Genomic DNA, 26,867 nt, shown 5'->3' with positions numbered 1-26,867 from the left:
GCAAAAACCCGGCCAATCCGCCGATTGGCCGGGTTTTTCTGTGCGCGTGGCATGAAACAGAGACCCGGGCCATGAAGCCCCAATGAGTCTCTTCATGGCCCGAGCCCCGGGTCGCTCAGGATGCGTTACAATGAAGGCGTTGCATGGACGATAGGAGGGTTCACATGGACGTGTACGAGCAGCGCCGGGTCAAGCTGGCAGAGGCGTGCAAGCGGCAAGGGTGGAAAGGCGCCGTCCTCTCCCATCCGGCCAATTGGTCGTACTTCACCGGTGTTCGGTTGGAAGCGGGCGAGCGGCTCGCGTGCCTCGTCGTCGATGGGGCAGGGAAGCCGTTTGCACTTGCACACGAAATGTTCGCGGCTTGGCTCGAGCGGATGGGCATTCCGTATGGGCTGTGGCGAGATGGGGAACAAGCGCATGCGCTTCTCGCGCGGAAACTGGGCCAAGGGGGGACGTGGGGCGTCGACGGCGGGCTCCCCGCTTTTCACCTCCTCCCCCTGATGAACCTCGTTCAGGACGTCTCGTTCGATCTCGCCGACGCGGCCGTGGTGGCGCTCAGGCTGCGCAAGGATCCACAGGAGATCGAGCGGCTCCGCGAAGCATCGCGCCGTGCGGACGAGGTGGTCCATCGCATTCGCGCCCACATTCGGCCGGGCGTATCCGAGCTCGAACTCGCGGAAGAGCTCAGCCGGATCTGGCGTGAGGTGGGGAGCCCAGGCATGTCATTTCCGCCTATTGTGGCGGCTGGCGAAGGCGGTGCAGAGCCGCATCACGAGCCTGGGGCTCGGACCTTGGCTGCGGGTGACGCCGTGATCGTGGACACGGGTGGATTCTGTGAGGGATATGTGAGCGATATCACGCGGACCTTCTTCCTCGGCACGCCGAGCGAGGAGTTTGTCGCGGTGTACCATGCCGTGCTACAGGCCAATCGGTCTGCCATCGCGGCCGTGAGGCCGGGCGTGAAGTTTTGTGAGATTGACCGCGCTGCCCGGCGCGTGATTGAAGAGGCAGGGTTTGGCGCGTACTTTACGCATCGCACGGGTCATGGCGTCGGGCTTGACATCCATGAACCTCCCTACGTCGACGCGGCCAACGATAGGGAAGTGGAACCCGGCATGGTCTTCAGCATTGAACCGGGCATCTATCTGCCGGGGAAGTTCGGAGTGCGTATTGAGGACCTGGTCGTCGCGACGGAGGAAGGAGCCCTTGTCCTGAATGGGGCGCCGAAGGATTTGCACGACGTAATTCTGCCGGTGTGATGCTGTCAGCCAGGGTGTGAAGAGGTGTGAACAGGGGCGTGAGCGAGCTCACGCCTCGTCTTCCAGCTGAGCGATGGGCACGGCAGCGGTTTCCCCGGTCATTTGCCGAATGCCCCACGCCATGACGCCTTCGAGCGCCGTGACGGTCAGCCGGTCGTACTCCTCGGCGATGCGGTAGGTGCGGCCAATCTCGATGTGCGCCTCGTCCTTGATCTCGTAACTCTTCGCAAGATACCAGCGGGTCATGTAGATTTCGTACTCGCTCCAGTTTTCCTGGTCATACGCCTCGCGGCCTTTCCGCTGCAACTCGGCCATCTCCTGCCGCAGTTGTTCCTTCGACATTTCGCTGTATAACATGATCTCCTCACTCTTTCACGGATCGCTTTGCGGATCGGCTCGTACGAAGAGGTGCAGCGTGTCCCCTGTCATTATAGCGGCTGTGACGTGAAGTCGGTAGCGCCGAGCGCCGACGGGGATGGACTGGACGTTGAGAACGGCCGAAGGCATGGAGGGGTGGTCGTACAACAGTTGCATGGGCTTGCCCAAAAGAAACGATAGGCTGGACACCGCCTGTCTGCGAACGGCCGTCTGGATCTCAGGCGGCGTGTTCGGCGGGCACTCCACGACAATCCGCCGGAGCGCGCGTTTGCCGGGATCGGCGTCTTGAGCGAGAAGAAATTGGTTCTCGGTCTCGAGCTGGTCGATGGCCTGGCGGAGGCTCTCCACCTCCATGTGCATCTGATGCAGGTCGCGCGAACTGTAGACGGTGGCCGCGAGCAGGCCGGCGAGAAAGGACAGCGAGGCCACCGCGGCAAGGGGCGCCCGTCTCATGAGGAGCTCCGCCCTTCCGTCAGCCATTGAATCACGATGTAGCCTACGTGGCATCCCACGAACGCGGCAAACAGGTAAATCAACTGGCGAACCATCGGGCCCAGGTGCAGTCCGAAGACGCCGCGATCGATCACGCGGAGGACGTCCATCGAACCACCCAGTGCGGCCACGATGGCCCACACCTTCAGATCGGAGGCGAGCGTTTGCATGGCGACCTGCGGATCGTGATGGGTCAAGAGGGCCGCGAGGCCGCCGAACAGCGCTCCGCCGATGACGAGGCCCATGGAGACGAGAAAGTCGAGCACGCAGTTTTCAGCGATGCTGTTCCACAAGGCGGAATCGCCTCCTGCGATGGACGAGGCTTTGCTTCATCTTACGCGCCGCGATCGCGGCTCATGTGTTCAATCCTTGCTTTCGACGGCCGGGAAGAGGTGTTATGATCGAGAGACAGGACATTTCAGGAACGGGGGCGCGTGGATGGACCGGATCGCGCCGGAACGCATCGACAGGAGCCCTGGCGAAGCGAGTGTGGCAGATAGGTTGCGCCAATGGCAGGCGCGTGCGCTGAGTCTCGCGCGGGTCATCGCCGACAAGGGAGACGTGGTGGCGGTGGCCCACTTGGAGCAGGTGAACGCTGACGAACTTGCGCTGTGGATCCGCCGGGTGGCGCAGGGGCGCGGAGCGGGGTTTGCGTCGGGCGAGACCAGCTTTGTGGCCCGCTGGGTGCCTGCGTGGACGTGCGACGAGCTCCTCACCTTGCGTTATCGGCTCGTGTCGTCGGCGACCCGCGGGCCCTTGGCGGACGTGTATCCGAACGCGGCCTCGGTCGATGCCCTGCTGATACAGCTGGTGGACCGAGAGGTGCGGCGGCGCCTCGTCGACGTCGACTTGCGCACGCCATCGGGGGGCACGTACAGCCTCATGTACCGCGGCGAGAAGGAAGCCCTCGCCGCCTGGGTGCGCGCGCTCTCCGGTGCGCCACGGTTTGTCGCGGATGGCTGGATTGTGGGGCGGGAGTGCGAACGGGCGCTGGAGGGATCCGGATGGGGGCGGCCGGATTTCGACGACGACAGCGGCCAAATCGCGTATGCGTTGGCCTTTTCCCTGGAGCCTCCCGATGACGATCTCGGCGGGGATTGGACGCTTGGCTTTTGGCTGCGCCATCGCGTGACCGGTGAGCGAATCCCGCTCGCGGCGTACTGGCGATCCTCTTCCCGGGAAATGGCCGCGAACGGGGACGTGTTGGTGGCGCCGGAACGATTTTTCCTTCCCAGGTTGCGCGAGGCGGCGAGCCTATGCCCCGCCGTTGCGCGGGCGATGCGCGCGCCTGCGCCAGCGCGGGCCCTCCTTCATCCCGACGAAATGGCGCAGTTTGTGTCGAAAGAGCTGCCGGCCCTTCGCCGAGCGTCCTTTGTGGTGGAGACGCCGGCGCTCGAGGAGGCAAGGGACATTCGCATTCGCGTGCGGCTGAACCGGCTGGAGGGCGGCGCGGTGCGGCGCGGAGGCTCAGGGCGGGCTTCGCGGATGCCGCGGTTTTCGGCGGACGCGGTGGCGCAGTTTGATTGGTCGGTCGTGATCGACGATCGCCCGCTCGCACCGTCCGAATTTCGGCGAATGGTCGAGCGGCAGGTGCCGCTCGTGCAGGTGGACGGCGTGTGGCGGCTCGTCCCTTTGGCCGATTTGCTTCGTCAGCTGGACTCGCTGCCGGCGCGGGGGAAGGCGATCGGCGCGCTCGAGTGGACGCGCGCATACGCGATGGCGGTGCACGACGGGCCGGGTCGCGTGGAGGTAGAGGGCGAGTCGCTGGGTGCCGCGCTTCCGTCGGACGTCTGGGCGCTCGGCCGGGATGTGGAGGCCGAACCGGCGCCTCCGTCGTTTCGTGGCGCACTCCGCCACTACCAAGAACAGGGTTACGCGTGGCTGATCCACCTCCGGAAGCTCGGCGTCGGCGGGTGCCTCGCCGACGACATGGGGCTTGGCAAGACCGTGCAGATGATCGCGTATTGGCTGCGCGTGAAGGAGGAGGGCGAAGCCGTGGGCCCTCATTTGCTGGTATGTCCGACTTCGCTTGTCGCGAATTGGCAGGCGGAGATCGAGCGGTTCGCGCCGTCCCTGTCGGTCTATGTGCATCACGGGCCGTCGCGCGACTTGGAGGGTGCGCTCGCGAACGGGCTCGATCTCGTCATCACCACCTATGGCACGCTTCTGCGAGACAGCGCGCTGTTTCAGCGCCACGCGTTCGATTGCGTCGCGATCGACGAGGCGCAGGTGGTGAAAAACGCCTCGACAAAGCAGGCGCGCGCGTTGAGAGCCCTGATCAGCCGCCATCGCGTCGCGCTTACGGGTACGCCGGTGGAGAACCGGCTCGACGAGCTGTGGTCGCTCATGGACTTCTTGAACCCTGGTACCTCGGGTCGCTGCGCTGGTTCCGATCCACATTCGGCTCCGTCGCGGAAGGCGGCGATTTGAGCGGTGTGCGTATGCGCCAGCTCCAACAGCTCCTGCGGCCCGTGTTGCTGCGCAGGCGAAAGAGCGATCCGGCAGTGGCTCCTGAGCTGCCTGAAAAATGGGAGGTGGAGGAGCGGGCGCTTTTGACCGTGGAGCAGGCCGCCATGTATCAGGCCCTTGTGGACCAGATGTTTGGCCAGATGGCGCGCGGGGGAAGTGCCATGGCGCGTCGAGGTGTGATTTTGACCACGCTCGTCAGGCTGAAGCAGGTGTGCGATCACCCGGCCCTCCTTGCCGGAGGTCGGCCCTCGCCGAAGCGAAGCGGCAAGCTGCGGGCCCTGATCGATCGGCTGCGCGTCGCGGTGGAAGCCGGCGAAGCCGCGCTTGTCTTCACGCAGTTCCGGGAGATGGGCGAGATACTGTGCGCGGCGTTGGAGGCCGAGATGGGCTTTCGGCCTGCGTTTCTCCACGGCGGCATGTCGGCGAAGGCGCGGGGCGAGATCGTCGAGCAGTTCCAGACGGGGCGCCTGGCCTCGCCTGTGCTCATTCTTTCGCTTCGCGCAGGTGGCGTCGGGCTCAACTTGACGCGGGCGAGCCATGTGTTTCATTACGACCGGTGGTGGAATCCGGCGGTCGAGGACCAAGCGACGGATCGCGCCTATTGCATCGGGCAGACGCGGGCGGTAGAGGTGCACAAGATGATCTGCGTGGGAACGCTCGAGGAGCGAATTGACGAGATGCTTCAGGCGAAGCGGGCGCTCTCCGACGTGGTGAGCCGCGTGTCGGAGGACTGGGTGACGGAGCTCGACGACGAGGCGCTTCACCAGCTGTTCGCGCTCCAACCCGCAGGGGTCGTGGAGGACGATGAACCGTGAAACGAGGCCCGTACACGGCGTGCTGGGAGTCCGTGCTGGCGGAGGCGGACACGCCCCATCTACGCGCGGCGACGCGCTTGGCCATGGCCGGGGCCGTGCGAGCCAGAGCGCGGGATGGCGGTGGATTTCGAGCGGTGGTGGAGCGGAGCGGGACGCGGCGCGCGTTCGACGTCTGGGTGCCTCAGCTGGCGGATTATGCGGGGCACGCGCGCCAAGTCGCGCATTGGCTCGCCATGCGCCCGGATTGGTTGGCCGCGCATTATGCCGGCGAGTGGGACGAATCGTTTCTGGCGTTTCTGGCCGCGCATCAGGTGGAGGTGGTGCCAACGCGCGAGTCCATCGTGCGGTTGAGGGCGTTGTCCACCTGCACCTGCGAAGAGACCGATCCGCTTTGCCCCCACGTTCTCGCCCTGCTATTGCAGCTCATTTGGGAGGCGGAGGCCCGTCCGCTTGCGGCATTTCAGCTGGTGGGCATTGAAGAGGCGCACTTGCTCGATCTCGTCCAGCAGGAGACGGCGAGCCTGGCGAGAGCCGCGCGCGGATCGTGGGAGGACGGCGCTCCGAGTTCGGGCGGTGCGCGCGAAGCGGAGCATGTGGCGCTGGATGTGGAGGGGCAAATGGGGGCATGGCGCCCCGAGGAATGGTCGAAAGATGGTGGGGTTCGGCCATTGGGGCGAATCCGGCCGGTCATGCACACCGAAATCCGCCCGTAAGGGCGGATTTTAAATTCTCCAGATATCGAACGTGTGTTTGCATTCTGAGCTCATGAGGATATAATACATACAGAACGTTTGTTCGGTGGTGAGGCGAATGCGGTTCAGTCTGTACGGCGAATGTGAAGGGCTGTTGGGGGAAAGTCGCGGTCCGTTCGTCGTTGAAGCAGAGGGCGTGATCGTCGATATCTCCCGAACGGCTGCGCGAGCCGGTGTCCAGTTGGGAATGACCGTCGGGGAGGCTGTGGCACTCGTCCCCGGCTGTCATGTGACGCCGGCCACAGAGGAATCCGCGTCTTGGCGCCATTTGCGGCAAGTGCTGTGGGCCCACACGCCCTGGGTAGAAACCCATCCGTTGGAGCGACGTTTTTGGATTGAGATCTCTGGCGCGCGCATTCCTCTTTCTGAACTCCGGCAAATCGCGTGCGAGATTCGCCAAGGCCTGACGGAGGAACAGCGCATCGTGTTTGCGCTGGCGAGGACGCCGTGGCAGGCCCGCATGCTCCTGTCGTGGAGCCGCCACGAGCGTGTGCCGGGAGCGCTGTATCGGAAACTGGGCAGTGAGGCGCTCGTGGTCGCGCCGGATTTACTGGCGAAGAACAGGGCAGATTGGTCGCGCGCGCCCGTTGCCGCCGCGTGGTGGATCCCTGCCAAGGCCCGGGAGGAGCTCGTGGCGCTCGGCGTCTTTCGCCTCGAGGACTTAGAAAACATTCCAGATGCCAGTCTGTGCGCCCGGTTTGGCGAGGGCGCGAGAGTTTGGAGAACGGGCGGGGGACAGAGGCAAATCCTTCGCCCGGATGGTGCACCGGATGCGTGGAGTGTTTCATGGCGGGCAGACGCAGAGGGTGTACCACTGGAACATGCGGTCGCGCAGACGCGCCGCTGCGTGGAGGCGCTTTGCAAAGACCTCGCTCAAGTCGGGCTCGCTGCTCAAACGCTGTGCGTGACGGTGTGGACGGATGCTCAGGAGATACGGTGGGAAAAGCGCCTGGCCAAACCCACGCATCGGCCGGATGCCCTATGGGCTCAGATCTCGTGGCCGAAGGAGATGGAGCAGGTGCGCCGGTGTTGGGGAGCGGAGCTGTGTGCCACGGACGTCACGCAGCTTCAGCCGGTGCAAGCCAACTTATTTGAGCAAACCAAAGAGATGGGCGCTCTAAAGCCGAAGGTGGTGACAGAGGTCGCCGCATGGGAGCCGCTGATGGCGCGATGGCCGAAGTTGCGGCGAGGGATGGCGGTAGATTTTCGCGAACGCCGGCTGGCGCTGCTTCTCGCCGAGATGGCGCAGTGAGCCGCTTGGTTCGCAGGCCCATGGCTGTGCTCCGTTGGAAGGGGGAGCTGCCGGAATCGTTTGTTTACGAAGGGCGGAGCCATCAGGTGCAGTGGGTGCTTGATGAGTGGTGGGAGATGGGCGATTGGTGGCGTGCGGGGCGAGATCGTCGCGTGGTTCGCGTATGGACGCACGACGACGCATGCATGGATTTGGAATGTGAGGACGGCGTCTGGCGCGTGTATCGCATCTGGGATTGAAGCGAGGCGTACATGTTTGTCCACCTTCACTGTCATTCTCCCTATTCGTTTTTTGAAGGCGCATCTCGCATCGAGTCGTTGGTCGCACAGGCGGCCGCGCAGGGCATGCCCGCGCTCGCACTGACGGATCGAAATACCATCGCGGGACAACCGGAGTTTCATCGCCTGGCTGCGATGTACGGCGTGAAGCCCATTGCGGGCGCGGAGTTGACGCTGGAGGACGGATCGCACCTCGTGGTGTTGGCAGAAAGCGCGAAGGGGTTTCGCCACCTGTGCGAGTTGCTCACGCGCATGCACGTGGAGGCTCAGGATCGGCGAGATCCCCGGCTGCGGGAGGCGGACCTGTTCGAGCGGAGCGAGGGACTCATCGTCCTCTCGGGAGGACGGCGAGGCTTTGTTCAGCGCGCTTTGGCGCGGCGCGCGTATGCGGATGTGCGCCAGTTTGTGGAGCGGTACCGGGGGGCGCTTGGGGAGCGATTTTATCTCGAATGGACGGCGGATGGTCTTCCTGGCAGCGCCCGGCGCATGCGGGACTTGCTTGAACTGGCGGAAGCCACCGGTGTGCCCGCCGTCGCAGCCACCGAGGTTCACGCTGCGAGTCCCGAGGAAATCGCGGTTCACGATGTGCTCACCTGCATCCGGGTGGGATGTGATCTTCAGACGCCGCACCCCGAGCGCCCGTTCAACCGCATGGGGTATTTGCACGACGAGGCCGAAGCCATGCGCAGGTTTGCACAGGATCCCCGGGCGGTGGCGAGGACGCTCGAAATTGCCGAGCGATGTGCCCCTGTGTTTCCCGTGAAAGGTCCTTTGTTTCCCAGGTATCGAGACGCTTCAGGGAGGGGCGGCATGCCCCTTCTCGAGCAACTCGTGTGGGAGGGCGCGCGAGCGCGGTACGGGCGCGTGAGCGCCGAGCTGCAAGTTCGCCTGGAGCACGAGCTCTCTATCATTCGCGATCTCGGCTATGCCGATTACTTCCTCGTCGTCTGGGATATGGTTCGCTATGCGAGGACGCGAGGCATCCGCTGTGCGGGTCGGGGATCGGCGGCTGACTCCGTCGTCGCGTACTGTCTCTATCTTACAGATGTGGACGCGCTCCACCGCAATCTCCTGTTCGAGCGCTTCCTTTCACGTGAGCGAGCGGAGCGGCCGGACATCGACATTGACTTCGCGAGCGATCGGCGGGATGAGGTCATCGACTACGTGTATCGGCGCTACGGGCGCGATCGAGTGGCGCGCGTGGCCACGTACCAGACGTTTCGCGCGAGATCGGCTGTCCGCGAAGTCGGGCGCGCGTTCGGGATGCCCGACGACCTCTTGGACCGCTTGGCCAAGCGAATCCCGTGGTCCACACATGCGGATGAAATTGAAGAGGCGCTGGAACGTGTGCCGGAGCTCCAGGACTTTCAGCCCTATCGCCGTGCGTTTCAGTGGATGGTGGCTATCGCCCGCCAGATCGCGGGCTTTCCTCGTCACTTCGGCACGCACACGGGAGGTGTGGTCATCAGCGGAGAACCCCTGATGAAGGTCACGAGCCTGCAGCCCTCGGCCTCGGGCTTTCTCATCACGCCATACGACAAACGGTTGCTGGAAGACGTGGGGCTCGTGAAGCTCGATCTCCTGTCTCTCCGAACCCTGGCGGCTGTGGATGGGGCGCTCCGCCTCGGCACGGCGCGCTCTGTGGACTATGACCGCATCCCCATGGGCGATGAGGCCACCTATGCTTCGATTCGCCGCGGAGACACCATCGGCGTCTTTCAATTGGAGAGCCCTGCACAAAGGGCCTTACAAGTGCGCCTCGGGGCAGAATCAATCGAGGACCTCGTGGCGAGTGTTGCACTCATTCGGCCTGGTCCCATCCAGGGCAATATGGTCGATCCGTTTTTGGCTCGTCGCCGCGGACTGGAGCCGGTGAACTATCTCCATCCCAAACTGGAGCCCATTCTCGGCAAGACGTACGGCGTGGTGTTGTTTCAGGAACAGGTGATCGAGATCGCCACAGCCATTGCGGGCTTCACCCCTGGGGAAGCCGACGAACTTCGCCGCGTGATGAGCCATGCGCGCAGCCGTGCTGAAATGGAGCAAATTGGGGAGCGGTTTGTGCAGAAAGCCGTGTGCCAAGGCGTGCCGCTCGAGACGGCACAAACTCTCTTTTCCTACGTGCGCGGTTACGCGAGTTACGGGTTTTGTGAGGCGCATGCCGCGGCTTTCGCCACGACGGCTTACAAAACGGCGTATCTCATCGAGCACCATCCGGCGAGTTTCTTTGCGGCTGTGCTGAATCAACTTCCGATGGGATACTACCCGGCTCATGTGATTTGTGCGGAGGCTCGAAGGCGCGGCGTCCACATTCTGCCTGTCGACGTGAACGAAAGCGAATGGGACGCAAGCGTTCCCGAGCCGGACGCCATCCGCCTTGGATTTCGCCTCATCCGCTCATTCTCCGAGCGCGTGGCGCGAGCGCTGGTCGAGGAGAGGCGGATGTCGGGGCCCTTTCGCGGACTGGCCGACGCCGTCATGCGCGTAGCTCAGGCGGATGTGCTTCACTTCGAGCACCTGATCCGCGCAGGCGCGTTCGATCGCGCGGACGGCCGGGATCGCCGGGCGCTCCTTTGGGAACTGCCGAGCCTGCTCGCGCTCCGCAAGGAACAGGCGCTGCCGCTCCTGGGCTCCCATGCAGCGCACGCGGAGGATGGGAGCGGTCAAGGGGAAGGCCTGCCGCCCATGAGCCTCGCTGATCGAATTGCGGGTGAATATGCCGTGCTGGGTATCGGCGTGAGTGGACACTGGATGTCGCTGTTTCGCGATGCGCTGCGGAGTGAGGGATATTCCACGCTGGCCGAGGCAGGAGAAGCGCGGGATGGCGCGAGCGTCAAGGTTGCAGGACTTTCCATTCGCCCGCACCGCCCGCCGACGAAGAGCGGGAAAACGGTCGTCTTCTTCACCTTGGAAGACGAGACGGGCCTCGCGGACGCTGTGATGTTCGAGTCCGTCTATCGGCGCGAAGGGGCTGTCTTGTTCACACCGTTTGGGCGGCTGATCGGTGTATCGGGCGTGATCGAGCGGCGCGGCGGGCAGCGAGGGCAAATTCGCGTGGAACACATGTGGTCGCTGGCGAGGGGATGAGCCGCGGACGGCAAAGGCGCCCCTTACGATGTTGTAAAAGATTCCATTGAAAACAGGATCCGTGCTCCCTGCGCAGAAGGGTACACCTGCGTATTTCGAATGCGAGGTGAACCTTCTTGTCCATTCACCGTCTCTTTGACCGAGTCTTACGCCACCTCCGCGGCCATCTGCAGGTATGGCGCGCCGTAATCCTTGTGGGTCTTGTGCCCGCTCTCCTGACTGGGTGCGGGCCGTGGACGTTCTCTGCCAAGCCTGAACCCCGCACGCCGGCGGCCGTGCACATGCCGGACGGGAGGATGTTTCTCTGGAGCGGCGACATCAAAGCGCAGGCGCTCTCCATGATCCGCGACAGCCGTCGCCGACTTTACGTGGACATCTACGAGTGTGCGGATCCCGACCTCTTACGCGCCCTCGTCGCCGCTCGGCGCCGCGGTGTCGAGGTGCGCGCAGTGCTCGACGCCACGGAAAAGCACTCGATGTCGGTTGCGCTTCCCACGCTCGCCGCGGCCGGGATCGACGTGGCCCCTATCCGCATCAAGCAGGGCATTGATCACGTGAAATTGATCATCGCCGACGACGCCGTCCTCGTCGGCGGAATGAACTTTGGCGCTGACAGCTGGGAAAACCACGACGCCTCCGTCTACTTGCCGGGCGAAGCGGACACCTTTTTACCCATGTTCCTATGGGATGCTGCGCGGGCTCACGGGGAGACGGCCGAGGCGCCGCAGGACCGTCCCCCGCTCATCTCGGATCGGGACATCGGCCCTTGCGTTCTGCGCGCGATTCGGGACGCGCGCCGCGAGATCGATATGGAGGCCTTCAACTTGACCGATGCGGATGTCGTCCGCGAGCTGCGCGCCGCTGTGATGCGAGGCGTCTCCGTGAGTGTCCTGGTGGATCCGTCTCAGTTCCGCAATCGCCAAGCGGTAGAGGCGTTGCGCCAAGCGGGCGCTTTGGTACGATATTACCGACCGTATGGAGGAGAGCTGCTTCACGCCAAGATTCTGGATGTCGATCACGGCGATGTGTTCATCGTCGGCAGCGCGAACTTCACGCATCAGGCTTTTACGTTCAACCACGAGGCGGACGTGGAGCTCGCGCACGTCCCGGCGTTCGCAGAAGCATTGGAAACGGACCTCCATCATCAGCTGGCGCGCGGAAGTTCCTATCCCATTCGTGAAAAGGTGGCATCATGGGACGAATCGTAAACCTCTGGTCGGTTGTGGAGCGCGTGGATTGGCACGTGCTCCATTGGTGCGAGGCGCACTGGGGCAAGCATCCCACGTTCGACGCGGGGATGCGGGCTGTGGCACTCTATACCCCGATGGTGATGCTGGCGCTCATCGCCCTCGCACCTCTTGGCTGGGGAGGGCGAGCGTATTCGGCGAACCCCGTTCGAGCGGCCGCTGCCAGCGTAATCGCGGCCGTGTTGGTCCGAATCGCACATGAGCCCATCAGCCGATGGGTTCGCCGGCCTCGGCCATTTGAAGTGGAACCCCTGCAGACGCTTCTCGAGCACGAGGGGGGAGACTCGTTTCCCAGCAATCACGCGGCGGGCGGCTTTGCGCTCGCCGTCGGCGGATGGCATCTCGGCCACGTCGCCTATCTGCTCCTGGCGCTCGCCGTCTGGCTTGCGGCGGCGCGCATCTATTGTGGGCTCCACTATCCGAGCGACGTGATCGCAGGTGCGATGAGCGGCGCCGTCATGGGGTACGCCTGCAGTTCGCTCTCCGGCACACACCTGGGGCTCGATCCCGCCTCTAACCTCCGCGTGTCGTCCACCTCGATCGCTCGAGTGGATTGAACGCCGTCCTCTGCGCGGCACCGCACCGTTGTCCGAGCCGAGGAGCAACGCCTTACGGTATGGTAAGGAAAGGAATAGGTGGTTTCCGGTCGAGCAGACTAATCCCCAAACGGCTGGTGGGGGGAGTCTCGTATGCGCGACGTCAGCCCAATTCGTGTGCTTGCCGCAGCGCTGGCATCTCTCGCTGTGATCACCGCTTTCCAAGCGCCGCGCGATGTGACATGGGCCGCGCCGATTCAGGTGACGCTGCGCGACGGAGGCATTGATCCGCGCGAAATCGACGTCCGACGAGGGGCCACGGTCAACATCGTGGTGCGCAACGCGGGCAAGCAGATCCACAACTTCGTGGTGCCCGATTTTTATGTGTTCACGCAGAACCTGCAACCGGGCGAGACCGTGACGGTTTCCTTTGTACCGGACAAGACGGGGAACTTTCGCTACTACTCCGATCGCGACGGGATCCCAGAGCTGGGTATGCAGGGGACGATGAAGGTGGCGTCTCAGCCTGGGGAGGCGCCATGACGTGACGACGAGCTAGAACGGCGCTACAATAGGCAGGAAGGGGGCGAAAGCATGGAGATGAAAGTGGTCGGCAAGTGGCTGGGTCAGCGCCATTTTCAGGCCGACGGGCCGTCCGGCAACACCATTTACATGGATGCCAAAAAAGAAGATGGCGGAACGGGACAAGGCAACCGCCCCATGGAACTCCTGCTGATGGGCGTCGTCGGGTGCACTGGCATTGACATCGCTATGATTATGGAGAAAATGCGCGTGCCTCTGCAAAGTCTCGAGATCGAGGCCGTGGGCGAGCGCAGGGAGGCGTATCCCCAGGCCTTCACGCGTATCCACCTCACGTACCATATGGCGGGTGACGTGCCGCCGGCCAAGGCTTGGCGCGCCATCCGCCTCAGTGAGCAAAAGTACTGTTCGGCCATCGGGTCGCTCAAGGCCGAGGTGGTTCCGCACCTCGTGCTGAACGGAACAGAGGTGCCGCCCCTCGACGTGGTGGTGGACGGCCAGCCAGATTAACCTGGCGGCCATCCCAGCTGTCGCCCGCCGAGCAGGTGGTAGTGGAGGTGAGGGACCGTCTGTTGGCCGTGACGCCCAATATTGGCCACGAGACGGTACCCATCTTCGGCGACGCCCGCGTCCGAAGCGATGTTCGGAATGATGCTGTGCAGATACCCCAACGTCTCGCGGTCCTCCGGCGTCACTGCTTGCGCCGACTCGATGTGGCGCTTCGGAATAATCAGGATGTGCACGGGAGCCTGCGGGCGAATGTCGTGAAACGCGAGGACGTGATCGTCCTCATACACCTTGTTGGACGGGATTTCGCCCGCTACCAATTGGCAAAAGAGGCATGTGTTCACGTGGTTCCCTCCTCGTTGGGCCTCGCCACGATTATACAATGGCGCGAGCGCAAGTGCTTAACGCCAGGAGGACATGAGGCCCGGATACGCGGATGGGCCGTCCACGCGGGGAGCCGGGGAGTCATGGGTCTCGCTTGTCACGTATACGAAGGGAAGAGGGATGCCAGATGGCGGTCATTGGATATTTCAATGGGCGGTGGGTGGATCCCGCTGAACCGTGCGTGCCGCTCGACGAGCGGGGCCATCAGTTCGGCGATGGCGTCTACGAGGTCATTCGGGCGTACGGTGGCCGGCCGTTTCTGTTGGACTGGCACGTGGAGCGCCTCTTCCAGAGCATGGAGGCGCTCAGCATTCGGCCGCCGTTTCACCCTGATGAGTGTCAAAGCCTGATTCACGAGCTTTTACAGCGCAGCGGCGAGTCAGAGGCGGCCATTTACCTGCAGGTGACGCGCGGCTCAGCTGTGCGCAATCACCTGTTCCCCGAATCTTCGGTGAAGGCGAACGTTTCCGGGACCGTTCGGCCCGTGCCTGCGGGGCAGGCGCCACACGCGCCCGGGCGGTTGCTGCTCTTGCCGGATGAGCGCTGGTTCAACCCATGGATCAAGTCGCTCAACCTCTTGCCCAACGTGTTGGCGAAGCAGACCGCGCATGATGCCGGTGCGGACGAGGCGCTCTTGGTCCGGGATGGCTGCATGATCGAGGCCGCGAGCTCCAACGTATGGTTTGTGCTGCACGGCGAGCTCGTGACGGCACCGGCGGATCGCTACATTTTGGCAGGCATCACGCGCCGATTTGTCCTCGACCTGGCGCGCGATCTCGGCATTCCCGTCCGAGAAGCCAAGCTGCCGCGCGACCGGCTGGCGGAGGTCGATGCCATCTTCCTGACGGGAACGCTGACCGAGGTCTACCCCGTCGGCTCGGTTGTGGAACACCCTGACATTCCCTGCGAGCCCGTCTCGGCTGAGCGCCCGCGAGTCGTGCCGGTCTCGCCGAGCGACGTGCGTGAGGTTTGGACCGCTCGCGACATGGCGCTCGTGGAACAGCTGAGGAACGCCTTTGGCGAGCGGGTGCGCGCATGGGCAGGCGCCCTGGCCTGACCCGGCGCGCCGAAGGAGCGTGGAAGGTTGCAGCGGAAGACGCTGTCTCTGCCGAAACTTGAACGTCTCACTCCGACGCTCGAGTCGACGATGCTCAAAATCACCGAGGAAGTCGGGGAACTTGCGCAGGCCATCGGCAAGTTCCGCGGCCTCTCTGGAGAAACCACGCGCATGCCGGACGAGGAGGTCGTCCGCGCCATTGTGACGGAGCTCCTCGACGTCGCCCAAACGGCGACCTCGATGATGTTTGTCATCGAAGACCTGTACGGGATCGACATCGAACGAGAGGTCGAGCGGCACATCGAGAAGCTCCGGCGGAAAGGGTATCTCTGATCTGCCGCTCGCGGCCGATCACGCCTGCGCGCGATCCAGGAGCATGTCGATTTCCTCTTTGTACTTGCCTTCCGGCGTTTCAAGGATTTGCGGAATGCCCTTGAGCGCCGGATGGTGGACAATGCGCTTCAATGCCTCGAGTCCGAGCGAGCCCTCGCCGACATTGGCGTGGCGATCCTTTCGCGCGCCAAATGGATACTTCGAGTCGTTGATGTGCACGACTTTCAGCCGATCGAGCCCGAGGACGCGATCGAACTGCTCTAAAAACCCGTCGAAGTCGTTGACGACGTCGTACCCGTAGCTGTAGTTGTGACACGTGTCAATGCAGACGGCGAGCCGATCCTCGTGTTGGACCCGGCTGATGATATCGGCGATTTCCTCGAGGCTGTTGCCCACCTTCGATCCGTCTCCGGCCATCGTCTCAAGGCACAACCACAAGTTCTCGTCTCCCGTGAGGATCTCGTTCAGGGCGTCGGCGATCTGGCGGATCGCGAACGATTCTCCCTCGCCCACGTGGGACCCCGGGTGCATCACGATGTAACGAAATCCGAGGTACTCAACGCGCTGAATCTCTTCGCGCAACACGTCCATGCCGTATTGACGGGTCTCGGGTTTCGGGCTCGCCAGATTCACGAGGTAGGACAGATGCACGACCGGATCCCGAATGTCGTGTTCGCGCATCAGAGCCAGCCCTTCATCCCGGTGAAACGATTCAATGGGTCGCGCTTTTCCCCCTCGGTTGCTGCGCGTGTAAATCATGAACGTGTTGGCTCCGTAGGAAAGGGTCTCCTCCACAGCCGCCAAGAGGCCCGTGCCAGCCACCGAAACGTTCGCGCCGAGCAGGATGCCCTCGTTTTGAGGTTCCGCGTTCATAGGTCAACCTCCGTCTTGTCATCTCGCCTTATCGTAACACAACCGAACCCGGGTCACACGGCGCGGTTCACTCGGCCGATCGGCATACATACGTTGCAAAGGATGCGACATACTAGGCGGGCAGCGAGGAGGATGGCCATGCACGCAAAGCCGTTCCGCTTGCCGGCCCCGGCCTGGTGGCTGCTCATCGTCGGCAGTCTGTTTCAACTTTCCATCAGCCTGTCCAACACGTTTGTGAGCATCTTTCTCTTCAAAGTCGACCGGTCGTTTTTGGCCATCGCATGGTACCATCTCTTCATCTTCGCCATGCTTCCCGTGACTTTCGTGATGGCCGCGGCGGTGGCGCGCCGCACATCGACGGCCATGTCCCTACGGCTTGGCATAGCCCTTTACGCCCTCTTTTTCGCGGTCGCGCTCATGGTCGGCGAACAAGCTGCGCACATGCCCGAACTGCTGGGCGTGCTCACCGGGTTGGCAGAGGGATTTTACTGGCTCGCCTTCGACGTGTTGAGTGTCGAATACACAGATCGGGAGGGCCACGAGCCGTTCTTCGGGCTGTTTGGCGTGCTGACCTCCATCGCCAACGTCATTGCGCCGCCCGTCGCCGGCGCGCTCATCAGCCGAGAGGACGCCTACTTCGGAGGCCTGACCGGCTACCACGTGGTCTTCGGCATCTCCTTTGCGCTTTTCGTCGTCGCCACCCTGGTGAGCCTGCGTTTGAAGAGCGCGCGCCTCGCTCGCCTTCGCCTGCTCGACGGCTTCCGCTCCCTTCGCGAGCGCCCATGGAGGAGGGTCGTGCTCGGGTCGGCCGCGTACGGCGTGCGCGAGGGCGTCTTCATGTTTCTGCTCGGGCTTCTCTTCTACATCGTCACGGGCAGCGAGATGAAGTTGGGCGAATTCTTGCTCCTCCAGGGCGCGCTGTCGTTCCTCGCGTTTTACGCCGCCGGGCGCTGGTCCGGGCGTTTTCGCTGGCGGCTGTTGCTCCTCGGCGCATTCGGCATCGTCGCCGCCAGCTTCGCCTTTCTGTGGCCGATCACGACCGTCAACCTTGTCGTCTACGGCGTCCTTTCGGCGGCGGCGTTCCCACTCTTTCTCGTGCCGCTGCAGGGCTACGTGTTTGACGCCATGCACACCCTGGCCGACGACGACGTGCCTTCCATCACCCACATCGTCGTCCGGGAGTGGGTCGAAAACGCGGGGCGCGTCCTCGGCGTCTTGGCGTACTTCGTGATCGGTTCGTTCGAGACGCTGCGCCACGTCGGCGGACTCGGCTGGCTCGCCTTCGCGCTCGGGTTCATGCCGCTCATCACGGTCGGGTTCATCAGGCCCGTGGAATCGCGCATTTTTGGGCCGCGATCGCGCCGCCAGCGCTTTCGCCTTGGCGACAACGAAGAGACGCACTCCTCCGCCAAGCGGCGGGCGCGACCCACGCCCTGAGCGGACGACAGCCTTTCCAACAGTCGCCAGGGCGCCGGAAGAGATTATAATGGTTGTGGTGAGTGCGAAGGAGGGATCGCGTGGAGTCGTTTCAAACCCTGGATCGAGGCCGGTGCCACGTGCACGTCATGGCGCACCCGGCCTTTCGCACGAGGGAAGTGTCGCTTCGCTTTCATCTGCGCATGTCGCGCGATCGCGTCACGGAGGTCGCGATGCTGCCCTCGGTGTGGCTGAACGGCACGCGCAAGTTGCCCAGCTACCGGCAGATCGCGCTTGCGACCGACGACCTCTATGGGACCTACGTCCGCTCCGCCATCGGCAAACGGGGCGGTTATCACATTCTCGAGATTGGCGCAAACGTCCCCGACGTCCCAGGCGAAGAGAACGGGCCTCTCCTGGATCGCGCGCTGGACCTCGCGCTTTCGTTGGCGTTCGATCACGCGCTTGGCATGGGCGGCTTCGCCCCTCAAGCGGTGGAACGCGAAAAGGAGCTGCACCGCAGGCGGATCCGCGCCGCGCTCGACGATAAGGCCGCGTATGCGCTTCAGCGGTGTCATCAAATCGCCTGCCAAGGCACCCCGGCGGGACTGCCGCGCCTCGGCTTCCAGGAGGATGTGGACGCCCTCTTGCCGGATCGCCTGCACGACGTGTATCGACAGGTCTTGGATGAGGCCGAAGTGCACGCGTACGTCGTGGGGCCATCGCGGGACACGGCCGGACTGGCCGATCGCGTCGCCGAAAAGCTGGCGGCCTGGCTGCCCCATGCTCGCACGGGGCATCGTTCCGCGACCGTCAGCGACGTGGTCGCGGCGCCGGCGACCCGCGCGTTCGAGGAGATCACGGAGCAACAGGACGCCAACCAGACGCAGTTCGATCTCGCCTTCGCCTCGGGCATTCATCTCGCCGATCCCAAGTATCCCGCCCTGGTCATGATGAACGGGGTGTTTGGCGGCTTCGCGCATTCCAAGTTGTTCATGCATATACGCGAGCGAAAATCGCTGGCCTACAGCGTCTGGTCTTTCGTGGACGCCGCCACCGGCTTGCTCACGGTCTACGCGGGCATCTCCGCCGACAAGCGGGAAGAGGTTCGCGACATCCTCGGCGCGGAGCTCGAGGCCATCCGGCGCGGGGAGATTTCGCCCGACGAGTGGCAGGAGACCCGCGCTTCGCTGCGCAACCAGTATCAGCAGATGATGGATCAGCCGGCGATGCTCATCGCGTGGCATCACCACGCCGTGCTCGCGGGCAGTAACCTGACCCTCGCGGATATGGTGGAAAAGGTTGGTGAGGTCAGGCCGGAGGACGCGGCCGAGGTAGCCTTGGCGCTGCGCCCGGTGTGCCTGTACGTCCTCGAGGGAAGAGGAGGAGGCGGCGCATGACAGACGCACGCGATGTTTCCTACGAGAGCTCGTTTGAGACGCGGACGTGGACGCTTGACAACGGCCTCGTGGTCACGTTGATGCCGCGCCCGGCCCTGCACCAGACCTACGCCATGTTTGCCACTCGCTATGGCTCGGTCGATCGCGCCTTTGCGCTCCACGGCGATGTCCACGAGATGCCCGATGGCATCGCGCACTTTTTGGAGCACAAAATGTTCGAGGATCCCGACATGGACGTGTTTGCGCGCTTCGCCGCGCATGGAGCGTCCGTCGACGCGTACACGACCTTTGATCACACCGCGTATCACTTCGCGGCCACGGGCGAAACGGCGTTGCACGTGCGCACGCTGCTCGACTTCGTCCAGTCGCTCTACCTGACGGATGAGAACGTCGAGAAGGAGAAGGGCATCATCGCGCAGGAAATTCACATGGTGAACGATCACCCGGATCGCCGGGGATACATGGAGCTCTTGAAGGCCATGTACCACGTTCACCCGGTGCGCATCGACATCGCGGGCACGGTGGAGTCCGTGCGCGTCATCACGAAGGAACAGCTGCGCCTCTGCTACGAGACGTTTTACCATCCGTCGAACATGGTGCTCGTGATGGCCGGAGGATTTGACGCGGACGAGATCGCGCATGTCATCGAGGAGAATCAGGCGAAAAAATCGTTCTCCGCGCCACCGAAGGTCGACCGTCTTTATCCAGACGAACCGCCAGAGCCCAAGGAGCGGCACCGCAAGCTGCCGCTGCCGGTGCAAATGCCCCGCCTTCTCGTGGGCTGGAAGGAGGCAAACGGAGCCTTTGGGTCGAATTTGATCGAACAGGATACGGTGATGACGATTGTCCTGGATGCGCTCTTTGGGCCCACGTCGGCGTTTTACCAGGACCTGCTGGACGAAGGCCTCGTCGACAAGGGGTTTTCGGCTGGGTACCAGCTGTCCAACACGTTTGGCTACACGCTGGTGGGGGGCAACACGCCGCAGCCCGATCTTTTGGCCCAACGCATTCAGAGGCATGTCGCGCAGGCGCGGGAGCAGGGAATGGACGAGGAGGCCTTTGAGCGGGCGCGCAAAAAAATCATGGGCCGCCTGCTGATGAGCCTGGACCAAAACGCCTTCCTCGTGCGGAACTGGGTGAGCTATTTCCTGCGTGGGGCTCACTCCTTCGCGTTTGCCGACGTCATTGCCGTATTGAACACGTTGACGCTCGAACGTGCGAACGCACGCCTGAGGGAGCATCTGCGCGAAGACAACATGGTGGTGAGCGCGGTCGTCACGTCCTGAGCTCGGCAAAGGGTGAGGGCGTGTGTCCTTTCGGCGAAGAAGGAGTCGGAAATCGATGTGGATCTGGATTTTGGCCGTCTTGGTCGTACTGGCCGCGGCGGCCGCGCTGTTGTATGCCTTGTACCGGCGCATGACGTCCGACTGGCCGCGGCCGAAGCGAAGGAGGCCCGACCGAAGCCCCCGGCCGGAAACCTGGGGCGATGAGGGGCTGTACATCTCCTGGATTGGCCACTCCACGCTGCTCATGCAGATGGACGGTCTTCGCGTCTTGACGGACCCGGTCCTGTATCCCCGCGTCGGGGTGCGGGCGTTTGGGTGGACATTTGGCCCGCGCCGGCACGTGGAGTGCCCCATTCGGCCAGAAGCGTGCGGGACCGTGGATCTCGTGCTTTTGTCGCACGCGCACATGGACCACCTGGATCACCCAAGTCTGCGGCGGGTCATCACGAGACAGACCATTGTCGTGGCGCCGCGCGGGACGGGCTATTTGGCTCGGTGGCACCGCCCCAAGGCGGTGTATGAGCTCGGCCCGGGCGACGTGCTCCAATTGGACGGGGGTCTGGAAATTGCCGCGATCGCCGTCCGACATTGGGGGAATCGGTACCCGTGGAACCGCAACATGGGCTATCAGGGCTACGTGGTTCGCCGCGGGGAGTGGTCGGTCTTTTTCGCGGGCGACACCGCGCGCACGGATTTGTCTTCGGTCCAACGCTACAAACCGCAGGTGGCCTGCATGCCCATTGGTGCCTATGCGCCGGCGCCGTTTGAAAATGCGCATTGCACGCCGGAACAGGCGTGGGACATGTTTCTTGAGACGGGCGCCGACGTGTTGGTTCCCATTCACCACGACACGTTTGTCTTGTCGCGAGAACCGGTGGAAGAACCGCTCGAGCGGCTTCTGGCCGCGGCAGATGGCGATCGCGTTTGGCCCATGCGCCACGGCGAGACGTACTACGTGAAGTCACCCAAATCTATCGACAAACCGAAGCGGCTCGATTGACGAACCCCCTGATTTGTCAGTACATTCGATCCCAGAGGCTTTGAAGCTGAGCCTGGCGAGGGCGGGCTCGCGCAGTGCTGCAAAGGAGAATGATGCATGGATCATGATGTCCGCCCGGTCTGGCCGGGCATTCTGGAAGCGTATCAGCGTTTTCTCCCCATTACCGAGCAAACGCCTCGGCTGACGCTGCACGAAGGCCACACCCCGCTCATCTACGCGGACAAGCTGAGCGAGCGGCTCGAGTGTCACGTGTACCTGAAGTTCGAGGGCGCGAATCCGACGGGATCGTTCAAGGACCGAGGGATGGTCGTCGCCGTGGCGAAAGCGAAGGAGGCCGGCAAGCGCACGGTCATCTGCGCGAGCACGGGCAACACGTCCGCGTCGGCTGCCGCCTACGCGGCGCGCGCGGGACTGGAGGCCGTGATCCTCATCCCGCACGGCTACGTCGCGCTGGGAAAACTGGCGCAGGCCGTGCAGTATGGCGCCCGGATTGTGGCCATTCGCGGCAACTTCGATCAGGCGCTCGCCATCGTCCGCGAGGTGGCTGAGCCTCTCGGCATGGAGATCGTCAATTCCATCAACCCGTATCGGCTGATGGGACAGCAGACGGCCGCCTTCGAGATCTGCGATGTGCTCGGGCGCGCGCCGGACGCACTGTACATCCCCGTAGGCAACGCCGGCAATATCTCCGCCTATTGGATGGGATTTACCAGGTATCATGCGGAAAAGCGCATCGATTCCCTGCCTAGGATGTTTGGCTTTGAGGCCGAGGGAGCTGCGGCCATCGTCCGTGGAGAGCCCATTGCGCAGCCGGAAACCTTTGCGACGGCCATTCGCATTGGCCATCCGGCCTCCTGGGAGAAGGCGGTTCGCGCGGCGAAGGAATCGGGCGGCGCCATCGATTGCGTGAGCGACGACGAGATCGCCAGCGCCTACCGGCTCATTGCACAGGAAGGCGTGTTCGCCGAGCCGGCCTCCGCGGCGAGCGTCGCGGGCTTGTTGAAGCGCCACAAAGCGGGTGACGTGAAGCAGGGAGAGACGGTGGTGTGCGTGCTCACCGGCAATGGCCTGAAAGACCCAGACAGCGCCATGCGCCTCGCCTCACAGGAAGAGCTCGTGGTCGATGGTGACCCGCTTTCGGTTCGGCGCGCGCTGGGTGGATTTCAATGAGCCCCGGCGCCGTGCTTCGCACGCTGTCGGTGCGCGTGCCGGCCACAACAGCCAATTTAGGGCCCGGCTTCGATTGCCTGGGGATGGCCCTTCAGCTGTTCAACACGTTTACTCTGCGCTTGGGAGAGCCGTTCGCGATTCGCGTCACCGGCGAAGCGGCCGAAGTTTTGCCAAAGACGGAGGACAATGCCGTCATCCAGGCCATGGACCGCTTGTTTGCGGAGGCAGGCGCGAGTCGTGCCGCAATGCCTTCGTTTGCGCTCGAAGTCGACAATCAGATCCCCGTATCGTCTGGCCTCGGCTCGAGCGCGTCCGCTATCGTCGGCGGGCTGGTGCTCGGCAACGCCCTGCTCGAGGCCTTTGTGCCGGATCGCAAGTTGAGTCGGGATGTGCTGCTGCGGCTCGCGACCGAGCTCGAGGGACACCCTGACAACGTCGCGCCCGCGCTGTACGGCGGCGGCGTGCTGGCTTTTCACGATCGCGCCGGCCTTCGGACGACCGAGGTGCCCATCCCGCCGAATCTGCGCTTTGTCGCCGCGACGCCGGAGTTCGCGCTGCCGACTGAACTTGCGCGCCGGGTGCTGCCCAAAGCGTACCCGCGCGACGAAGCGGTCGAAAATGTGGCGCAATGTGCAAGGCTGATGCTCGCGCTTCTCAAGCCCGATCTCGACCTCCTCCGCGGGGGCGTGCTGGATCACTTTCACGAGCCGTACCGCAAGCCGCTCGTACCTGGGGCGGACGAGGTGGAGCGCGCCGCAATGGCCGCCGGAGCGTATGCGGTCACGCTCAGCGGCGCGGGCCCCACGCTGCTCGCGTGGTGCAAGCCCGACGTCGCTGTCCGCGTGGCGGACGAGATGACACTCGCCTGGCGCAATGCGGGCACGCCCTGCCGGGCGCTCGTCCTTCGGCCTGTGCACGGCGAGACGAGGGCGCACTGGAAATTCGAATCGACGGGAGACGAGGTGTAGACATGGATATTCGTGACACGCTGCCCAACACGCTGATGGCCCATCTGGGCATGGAAGTGTTGGAGGCGACGAAGGACCGCGTGGTGATGACGATGCCGGTGGATGCGCGCACGCATCAACCGATGGGGCTCTTGCACGGCGGGGCGAGCGTCGCGCTCGCCGAGTCTGCCGCGAGCCTGGGAGGCGCGTTGAACGTCAGTGACCAGGGCAAAACGGTGGTGGGCATGGAAATCAACGCGAACCACCTTCGCTCGATGCGGGAGGGCGTGGTCAAGGCCATCGCCGAGCCGATTCACCGCGGCTCGACCACGCAAGTGTGGCAAATTCGCATTGTGGACGAACGGGATCGCCTGGTGTGCATCTCGCGCTGCACGCTCGCCGTCATCCAAAATCGAGGCCGCATGGGGCCCGTGGCGCCGACCGAAGGCTGAAGGACGCGTCAGGTGTCGCCCATCCCTGCGTCGCGGGCGGTCGAGGACCTGGATTCCGCCCCGCTCGCGGGCAGGGGCCCGACGCATAAGGTTTCCATGGCCGAACGAGCGTCTTTGCATGCCGCAAGCGCTCTCAACACCGCGATGGTCGGGCGAACCGCGGGAATTTGCCCCGACTCGATCTTCGCGAGCGCGTCGCGTGCCGGAATCCAGGCGGCCCTCTCGAGCTCGGCGCCGTGCACGCGCGGCTCGCCGACGCCATGGCTTTGACACAAGTAAAACCGTGTGTCGAATCGCCTTGGCTGCGTGGGGGGCGTCACGAAGCGACCGATGCGCCGGAGCCGGCCGAGATCGAACGCGAGGTGGCGTGCGGACAGCCAGGCGGCGAGTGTGCTGCCTTCGCCGCAGAGCTCCGCTTGTTCCTCCGGTGAAAGTGGCACGTCGCGGATGGCCTGCGTGCTGTCGCGGACTGCCAACAACCAGCCGATTTCCTCGGCGGCCTCGCGCAATGCGGTGACGGCGAAGGTTGGGTCGTCCTCGTCCTCCGCGCAGCGCGGGGCGCCGTAGGCCAGCTTGCAGAGCTCGGCGTCCGACGCATCCGCCGCTCCACCCGGGAAGGCCAAGAAGCCAGGCAGGAAGCGCATGGTTTGGGCTCGCTTGATGGCGAGCACCTCGATGTTTCCCTCCGCGCCATCGCGAATGATGACGAGCGTGGCCGCCTTGCGTATCTCCGTCATGTCGCGTTCGCCTCCGATCGCAGTATGGGTGCCACTTCCTCCATCCTTAGCGCCACGAATGCCGCGCGCGCTTCCCGCTCGAGCGCATCGTCGAGCGGCTCCAGGTCGTCAGGCAGGTGCGCATACGCCAAGGCGTCGCGCAAGACTGCGTCGGCGAGCGCCGGGTTTTTGGGCAGGAGCGGCCCGTGGATGTAGGTGCCCCAGATGTTGAGATGCCGCAGACCCTCATGGCCCGAGAGCCCATCGTTGCCGTGCCCGTGCAGGACGCGGCCGAGCGGCCGATGGTTGTGACGCGTGCGACCGCCGTGGTTTTCAAAGCCCACAATCACCCCAGCCTCCTCGCTCCACACGGCGATGTTGCCGATGAGCCGCGGGGCATCTGGCGTCGCTTCGGTCACCATGTCCACGAGATGGAGCCCCGGCACCTTTTCCCCCGTCGGAAGTTGATAGTATTCTCCGAGCAGTTGATAGCCGCCGCAAATGGCGAGGACCGGCAGGCCGTCCTCCACGGCGCTGCGAAACGCCTGGCGGCATCCTCGCAGTTTTTCCGCCACGAGCGCCTGCTCGCGGTCCGATCCGCCGCCCAATAGGACGAGGTGATATCGCGAAAAGTCGGGCGTCTCGCCGTGCGTGACGCGGACAATGTCCACGTCGTATCCCCGCCAAGCCAGTCGGTGTTTGAGGACGGCGATGTTGCCGCGATCGGCGTACAAGTTCAGCAGGTCAGGAAACAGATGGGCGATACAGAGCGCCTTGCGGCTCAAGTCGATCCCTTCTTTCTGCGAGCAAGCGCGCGGCTGGGCTGAGCAGCGTGTAGGTGACGAGGGTATGGACCACAGCGCCCGTGGAAGCGCCCGCGCGGACACCTTCCTGCAACGCCGCAGCGAGATCCGGCTCGATGCGAAGCTTGGCTTCCGGCACGCCCGCGTACTTGAGCCTGAGCGCCATGTCGTGCGCACGGTAACCCGTCGCGACGATGGTCTGAATGCGCGCATCCTCCGCCACAAGCTCAAAGTCGGCGTCCCACAACCAGGAGACATCTCGGCCATCGGCCGCGAGATCATTGATGCCAATGACCATCACCTTGTCGCGCGGGTCGGACACCACGGTATCCAACACGCTGTCGCAGCCTGTCGGGTTTTTGATGAGGTGAAGCGTCACGGGCGCCTCCAGGTCGAAACGCTGCATGCGCCCTTCCGGCGGGCGATACATCCGGAGGCCGGCGTGGATCGCGGCGCTCGAGAGGCCGAGTGTGCGAGCGGCCGCGGTGGCCGCGAGCACGTTGTAGGCGTTGTACAGGCCCGAGACAGGCAGGTCGAGGAGGAGGTCCGGCAGGCCTGCCTCGGAAAACCGAAGAAACCCACCCTCGAGCCGCCCCTGAAACGCCGGGTGCGGTCGCACGAAGTCACAGTGCTCACAGCGGTATAGGCCGAGCTGGCCATACCAAAACGCGTCGTACTTCAGCGGATGACCACACATGAGGCAGAACTGGCCGTCTCGCATTTGCTCCCGGCGAGGTGACCTCGCCGTGTCACGCGCCATGCCGAAGTAGATGTCCTGGCGAGATGAGCGCAGACCAAGATAACGACAGAGCGGGTCGTCCGCGTTCAGCACGATCGTCGCCTGGGTCTTGCGGATGCCTTCGAGCAACTTCGCAAGCGTGCCGTCGAGCTCACCGTAGCGGTCCAGTTGATCCCGAAACACGTTTGTCACGACGATCACGCCTATGGGCAAATCCGCGGCAATCTTGGGCAGGGTCGCCTCGTCGATCTCGAGCACGGCAAGGTTGGCCTTGAGCCTGCCTGTCCACGAACACGACTTGAGAAACGCAGTGGCAATGCCCTGAGGAAGGTTGGCTCCCTTGTGGTTCGTGATGACCGCCTCATTTGCGGCGATCATGCTCGCCAGCATGGAGGTGGTCGTCGTCTTTCCATTGGTGCCGGTCACGGCAATGACCCGCTTCACCCGGCGCCCAAACCGGCGAATGAGGCCTGGGCTGATGGCTAGCGCCACTTTACCCGGCAAGCTGGTGGCGTCTCTGCCGCGCAGCGTCAGCAGCCAAAGAATCAACTTGCCAACCAAAATGCCGAGCATGAGGACAGCATCCTTTCTGCGTCAGGGTGACCCTCCATCGGGCGCACGTTTGTCCCATGGGGTTCTGCCGTGGATTATACTATATCCGAACCACCTGGGGCGGCTG

27 protein-coding genes and 1 pseudogene are annotated in these 26,867 nt (G+C 63.8%); 20 read left to right on the top strand and 8 right to left on the bottom strand.

Annotation, left to right across the window (positions count from 1 at the left end):
* The first annotated feature begins 164 nt into the window (after positions 1–164).
* Positions 165–1,259, top strand: coding sequence for a M24 family metallopeptidase (locus tag BW934_RS06005; protein WP_076346139.1), 1,095 nt, complete (start codon positions 165–167; stop codon positions 1,257–1,259).
* A 48-nt stretch (positions 1,260–1,307) separates the two neighbouring features.
* Here BW934_RS06005 and BW934_RS06000 read toward each other — a convergent pair whose 3' ends face one another.
* Genes BW934_RS06000 through BW934_RS05990 form a run of 3 tightly spaced genes read right to left on the bottom strand, consistent with a single transcriptional unit; the run spans position 1,308 to position 2,422 of the window.
* Positions 1,308–1,616, bottom strand: a complete 309-nt coding sequence (locus tag BW934_RS06000) for a DUF1811 family protein (protein WP_076346137.1) — start codon at positions 1,614–1,616, stop codon at positions 1,308–1,310.
* Positions 1,617–1,631: 15 nt separating this feature from the next.
* Entirely contained in the window at positions 1,632–2,090 is a 459-nt protein-coding gene (locus BW934_RS05995) for a hypothetical protein (RefSeq protein WP_076346135.1), read from the bottom strand.
* Positions 2,087–2,422: a YtrH family sporulation protein gene (locus BW934_RS05990; RefSeq protein ID WP_076346133.1), complete on the bottom strand. Its 336-nt coding sequence runs from the start codon at positions 2,420–2,422 to the stop codon at positions 2,087–2,089. Before BW934_RS05990 ends, BW934_RS05995 begins: the two co-directional genes overlap by 4 nt.
* Between BW934_RS05990 and BW934_RS05985 the strand changes: the two are divergent.
* From BW934_RS05985 to BW934_RS05945, 10 genes and pseudogenes are all read left to right on the top strand, one after another.
* Positions 2,361–4,765, top strand: a pseudogene (locus BW934_RS05985) (DEAD/DEAH box helicase); the annotation flags it as partial. The gene BW934_RS05990 and the pseudogene BW934_RS05985 sit on opposite strands and share 62 nt — an antisense overlap.
* On the top strand, positions 4,739–5,413 hold the full coding sequence (locus tag BW934_RS15185) for a DEAD/DEAH box helicase (RefSeq protein ID WP_407639953.1): 675 nt from the start codon (positions 4,739–4,741) through the stop codon (positions 5,411–5,413). The pseudogene BW934_RS05985 and the gene BW934_RS15185, both read left to right, overlap by 27 nt.
* Positions 5,410–6,126, top strand: coding sequence for a hypothetical protein (locus BW934_RS05980; protein WP_076346131.1), 717 nt, complete (start codon positions 5,410–5,412; stop codon positions 6,124–6,126). The genes BW934_RS15185 and BW934_RS05980 overlap by 4 nt, the downstream gene beginning before the upstream one ends.
* A 97-nt stretch (positions 6,127–6,223) precedes the next feature.
* A complete protein-coding gene (locus tag BW934_RS05975; protein ID WP_076346129.1) occupies positions 6,224–7,417 on the top strand; it encodes a Y-family DNA polymerase in 1,194 nt (397 codons plus the stop codon).
* Positions 7,414–7,656, top strand: coding sequence for a DUF6504 family protein (locus BW934_RS14960; protein ID WP_159437298.1), 243 nt, complete (start codon positions 7,414–7,416; stop codon positions 7,654–7,656). The genes BW934_RS05975 and BW934_RS14960 overlap by 4 nt, the downstream gene beginning before the upstream one ends.
* A gap of 12 nt (positions 7,657–7,668) precedes the next feature.
* The gene (locus BW934_RS05965; RefSeq protein WP_076346125.1) at positions 7,669–10,782 is read left to right on the top strand and encodes a DNA polymerase III subunit alpha; all 3,114 of its coding nucleotides are present in this window, start codon (positions 7,669–7,671) and stop codon (positions 10,780–10,782) included.
* Between the two features lie 296 nt (positions 10,783–11,078).
* Complete coding sequence (locus BW934_RS05960) at positions 11,079–11,990, top strand: phospholipase D-like domain-containing protein (protein WP_234969626.1); 912 nt, start codon at positions 11,079–11,081, stop codon at positions 11,988–11,990.
* On the top strand, positions 11,975–12,586 hold the full coding sequence (locus BW934_RS05955) for a phosphatase PAP2 family protein (RefSeq protein ID WP_084182512.1): 612 nt from the start codon (positions 11,975–11,977) through the stop codon (positions 12,584–12,586). The genes BW934_RS05960 and BW934_RS05955 overlap by 16 nt, the downstream gene beginning before the upstream one ends.
* Positions 12,587–12,718: 132 nt before the next feature.
* Positions 12,719–13,108 carry a cupredoxin domain-containing protein gene (locus BW934_RS05950; RefSeq protein WP_076346121.1) on the top strand — a complete coding sequence of 130 codons (390 nt, stop codon included), beginning with the start codon at positions 12,719–12,721 and terminating at the stop codon, positions 13,106–13,108.
* Between the two features lie 51 nt (positions 13,109–13,159).
* On the top strand, positions 13,160–13,615 hold the full coding sequence (locus BW934_RS05945) for an OsmC family protein (protein WP_076346119.1): 456 nt from the start codon (positions 13,160–13,162) through the stop codon (positions 13,613–13,615).
* Here the strand turns inward: BW934_RS05945 and BW934_RS05940 are convergent.
* Complete coding sequence (locus BW934_RS05940; protein WP_076346117.1) at positions 13,612–13,956, bottom strand: histidine triad nucleotide-binding protein; 345 nt, start codon at positions 13,954–13,956, stop codon at positions 13,612–13,614. The two genes, BW934_RS05945 and BW934_RS05940, sit on opposite strands and share 4 nt — an antisense overlap.
* 167 nt (positions 13,957–14,123) lie before the next feature.
* Here BW934_RS05940 and BW934_RS05935 point away from each other — a divergent pair, with 167 nt between their 5' ends.
* Both BW934_RS05935 and BW934_RS05930 read left to right on the top strand, forming a co-directional pair.
* On the top strand, positions 14,124–15,053 hold the full coding sequence (locus tag BW934_RS05935) for an aminotransferase class IV (protein WP_076346115.1): 930 nt from the start codon (positions 14,124–14,126) through the stop codon (positions 15,051–15,053).
* A 27-nt stretch (positions 15,054–15,080) separates the two neighbouring features.
* On the top strand, positions 15,081–15,386 hold the full coding sequence (locus tag BW934_RS05930) for a MazG-like family protein (protein WP_076346113.1): 306 nt from the start codon (positions 15,081–15,083) through the stop codon (positions 15,384–15,386).
* 18 nt (positions 15,387–15,404) lie between these two features.
* On the opposite strand, the gene BW934_RS05925 is transcribed toward BW934_RS05930, so the two are convergent.
* Positions 15,405–16,259: a deoxyribonuclease IV gene (locus BW934_RS05925; RefSeq protein ID WP_076346111.1), complete on the bottom strand. Its 855-nt coding sequence runs from the start codon at positions 16,257–16,259 to the stop codon at positions 15,405–15,407.
* A gap of 138 nt (positions 16,260–16,397) precedes the next feature.
* Between BW934_RS05925 and BW934_RS05920 the strand changes: the two genes are divergently transcribed.
* The 7 genes from BW934_RS05920 to BW934_RS05890 all read left to right on the top strand — a co-directional run bounded on the left by BW934_RS05920 (position 16,398) and on the right by BW934_RS05890 (position 23,930).
* The gene (locus BW934_RS05920; protein WP_076346109.1) at positions 16,398–17,696 is read left to right on the top strand and encodes an MFS transporter; all 1,299 of its coding nucleotides are present in this window, start codon (positions 16,398–16,400) and stop codon (positions 17,694–17,696) included.
* Positions 17,697–17,776: 80 nt separating this feature from the next.
* Positions 17,777–19,075, top strand: coding sequence for an EF-P 5-aminopentanol modification-associated protein YfmF (yfmF, locus tag BW934_RS05915; RefSeq protein WP_076346107.1), 1,299 nt, complete (start codon positions 17,777–17,779; stop codon positions 19,073–19,075).
* Positions 19,072–20,361: an EF-P 5-aminopentanol modification-associated protein YfmH gene (gene yfmH, locus BW934_RS05910; protein ID WP_076346105.1), complete on the top strand. Its 1,290-nt coding sequence runs from the start codon at positions 19,072–19,074 to the stop codon at positions 20,359–20,361. The genes yfmF and yfmH overlap by 4 nt, the downstream gene beginning before the upstream one ends.
* A 55-nt stretch (positions 20,362–20,416) precedes the next feature.
* Complete coding sequence (locus BW934_RS05905) at positions 20,417–21,361, top strand: MBL fold metallo-hydrolase (RefSeq protein ID WP_234969624.1); 945 nt, start codon at positions 20,417–20,419, stop codon at positions 21,359–21,361.
* Positions 21,362–21,457: 96 nt separating this feature from the next.
* Entirely contained in the window at positions 21,458–22,531 is a 1,074-nt protein-coding gene (gene thrC / locus BW934_RS05900; protein WP_076346103.1) for a threonine synthase, read from the top strand.
* Positions 22,528–23,499 carry a homoserine kinase gene (gene thrB, locus BW934_RS05895; protein WP_076346101.1) on the top strand — a complete coding sequence of 324 codons (972 nt, stop codon included), beginning with the start codon at positions 22,528–22,530 and terminating at the stop codon, positions 23,497–23,499. Before thrC ends, thrB begins: the two co-directional genes overlap by 4 nt.
* Before the next feature lie 20 nt (positions 23,500–23,519).
* On the top strand, positions 23,520–23,930 hold the full coding sequence (locus BW934_RS05890; protein ID WP_200805725.1) for a hotdog fold thioesterase: 411 nt from the start codon (positions 23,520–23,522) through the stop codon (positions 23,928–23,930).
* A gap of 8 nt (positions 23,931–23,938) precedes the next feature.
* Here BW934_RS05890 and BW934_RS05885 read toward each other — a convergent pair whose 3' ends face one another.
* From BW934_RS05885 to BW934_RS05875, 3 genes are read right to left on the bottom strand one after another with little or no spacing between them, the layout of a single operon-like run.
* A complete protein-coding gene (locus BW934_RS05885; RefSeq protein ID WP_076346097.1) occupies positions 23,939–24,667 on the bottom strand; it encodes an NUDIX hydrolase in 729 nt (242 codons plus the stop codon).
* A complete protein-coding gene (locus tag BW934_RS05880) occupies positions 24,664–25,431 on the bottom strand; it encodes a type 1 glutamine amidotransferase (protein WP_076346095.1) in 768 nt (255 codons plus the stop codon). Before BW934_RS05880 ends, BW934_RS05885 begins: the two co-directional genes overlap by 4 nt.
* Complete coding sequence (locus BW934_RS05875; protein ID WP_076346093.1) at positions 25,391–26,761, bottom strand: Mur ligase family protein; 1,371 nt, start codon at positions 26,759–26,761, stop codon at positions 25,391–25,393. The genes BW934_RS05880 and BW934_RS05875 overlap by 41 nt, the downstream gene beginning before the upstream one ends.
* Positions 26,762–26,867: the final 106 nt, after the last annotated feature.

Source organism: Alicyclobacillus vulcanalis (assembly GCF_900156755.1).
In the GTDB taxonomy this organism is placed as follows: Bacteria; Bacillota; Bacilli; order Alicyclobacillales; family Alicyclobacillaceae; genus Alicyclobacillus; species Alicyclobacillus vulcanalis.
The sequence above is the reverse complement of the archived record's forward strand: the minus strand, read 5'-3'. Positions and strand labels throughout refer to the sequence as shown.

What these genes read in the sequence shown, in the direction of transcription:
- BW934_RS06005 (WP_076346139.1), top strand. Translation starts at nt 165, where the DNA reads ATGGACGTGTACGAGCAGCGCCGGGTCAAGCTGGCAGAGGCGTGCAAG.
- BW934_RS06000 (WP_076346137.1), bottom strand. Translation starts at nt 1,616, where the DNA reads ATGTTATACAGCGAAATGTCGAAGGAACAACTGCGGCAGGAGATGGCC.
- BW934_RS05995 (WP_076346135.1), bottom strand. Translation starts at nt 2,090, where the DNA reads ATGAGACGGGCGCCCCTTGCCGCGGTGGCCTCGCTGTCCTTTCTCGCC.
- BW934_RS15185 (WP_407639953.1), top strand. Translation starts at nt 4,739, where the DNA reads ATGGCGCGCGGGGGAAGTGCCATGGCGCGTCGAGGTGTGATTTTGACC.
- BW934_RS05975 (WP_076346129.1), top strand. Translation starts at nt 6,224, where the DNA reads ATGCGGTTCAGTCTGTACGGCGAATGTGAAGGGCTGTTGGGGGAAAGT.
- BW934_RS05965 (WP_076346125.1), top strand. Translation starts at nt 7,669, where the DNA reads ATGTTTGTCCACCTTCACTGTCATTCTCCCTATTCGTTTTTTGAAGGC.
- BW934_RS05960 (WP_234969626.1), top strand. Translation starts at nt 11,079, where the DNA reads ATGTTTCTCTGGAGCGGCGACATCAAAGCGCAGGCGCTCTCCATGATC.
- BW934_RS05955 (WP_084182512.1), top strand. Translation starts at nt 11,975, where the DNA reads ATGGGACGAATCGTAAACCTCTGGTCGGTTGTGGAGCGCGTGGATTGG.
- BW934_RS05950 (WP_076346121.1), top strand. Translation starts at nt 12,719, where the DNA reads ATGCGCGACGTCAGCCCAATTCGTGTGCTTGCCGCAGCGCTGGCATCT.
- BW934_RS05945 (WP_076346119.1), top strand. Translation starts at nt 13,160, where the DNA reads ATGGAGATGAAAGTGGTCGGCAAGTGGCTGGGTCAGCGCCATTTTCAG.
- BW934_RS05935 (WP_076346115.1), top strand. Translation starts at nt 14,124, where the DNA reads ATGGCGGTCATTGGATATTTCAATGGGCGGTGGGTGGATCCCGCTGAA.
- BW934_RS05925 (WP_076346111.1), bottom strand. Translation starts at nt 16,259, where the DNA reads ATGAACGCGGAACCTCAAAACGAGGGCATCCTGCTCGGCGCGAACGTT.
- BW934_RS05920 (WP_076346109.1), top strand. Translation starts at nt 16,398, where the DNA reads ATGCACGCAAAGCCGTTCCGCTTGCCGGCCCCGGCCTGGTGGCTGCTC.
- yfmH (WP_076346105.1), top strand. Translation starts at nt 19,072, where the DNA reads ATGACAGACGCACGCGATGTTTCCTACGAGAGCTCGTTTGAGACGCGG.
- BW934_RS05905 (WP_234969624.1), top strand. Translation starts at nt 20,417, where the DNA reads ATGTGGATCTGGATTTTGGCCGTCTTGGTCGTACTGGCCGCGGCGGCC.
- thrC (WP_076346103.1), top strand. Translation starts at nt 21,458, where the DNA reads ATGGATCATGATGTCCGCCCGGTCTGGCCGGGCATTCTGGAAGCGTAT.
- thrB (WP_076346101.1), top strand. Translation starts at nt 22,528, where the DNA reads ATGAGCCCCGGCGCCGTGCTTCGCACGCTGTCGGTGCGCGTGCCGGCC.
- BW934_RS05885 (WP_076346097.1), bottom strand. Translation starts at nt 24,667, where the DNA reads ATGACGGAGATACGCAAGGCGGCCACGCTCGTCATCATTCGCGATGGC.
- BW934_RS05875 (WP_076346093.1), bottom strand. Translation starts at nt 26,761, where the DNA reads ATGCTCGGCATTTTGGTTGGCAAGTTGATTCTTTGGCTGCTGACGCTG.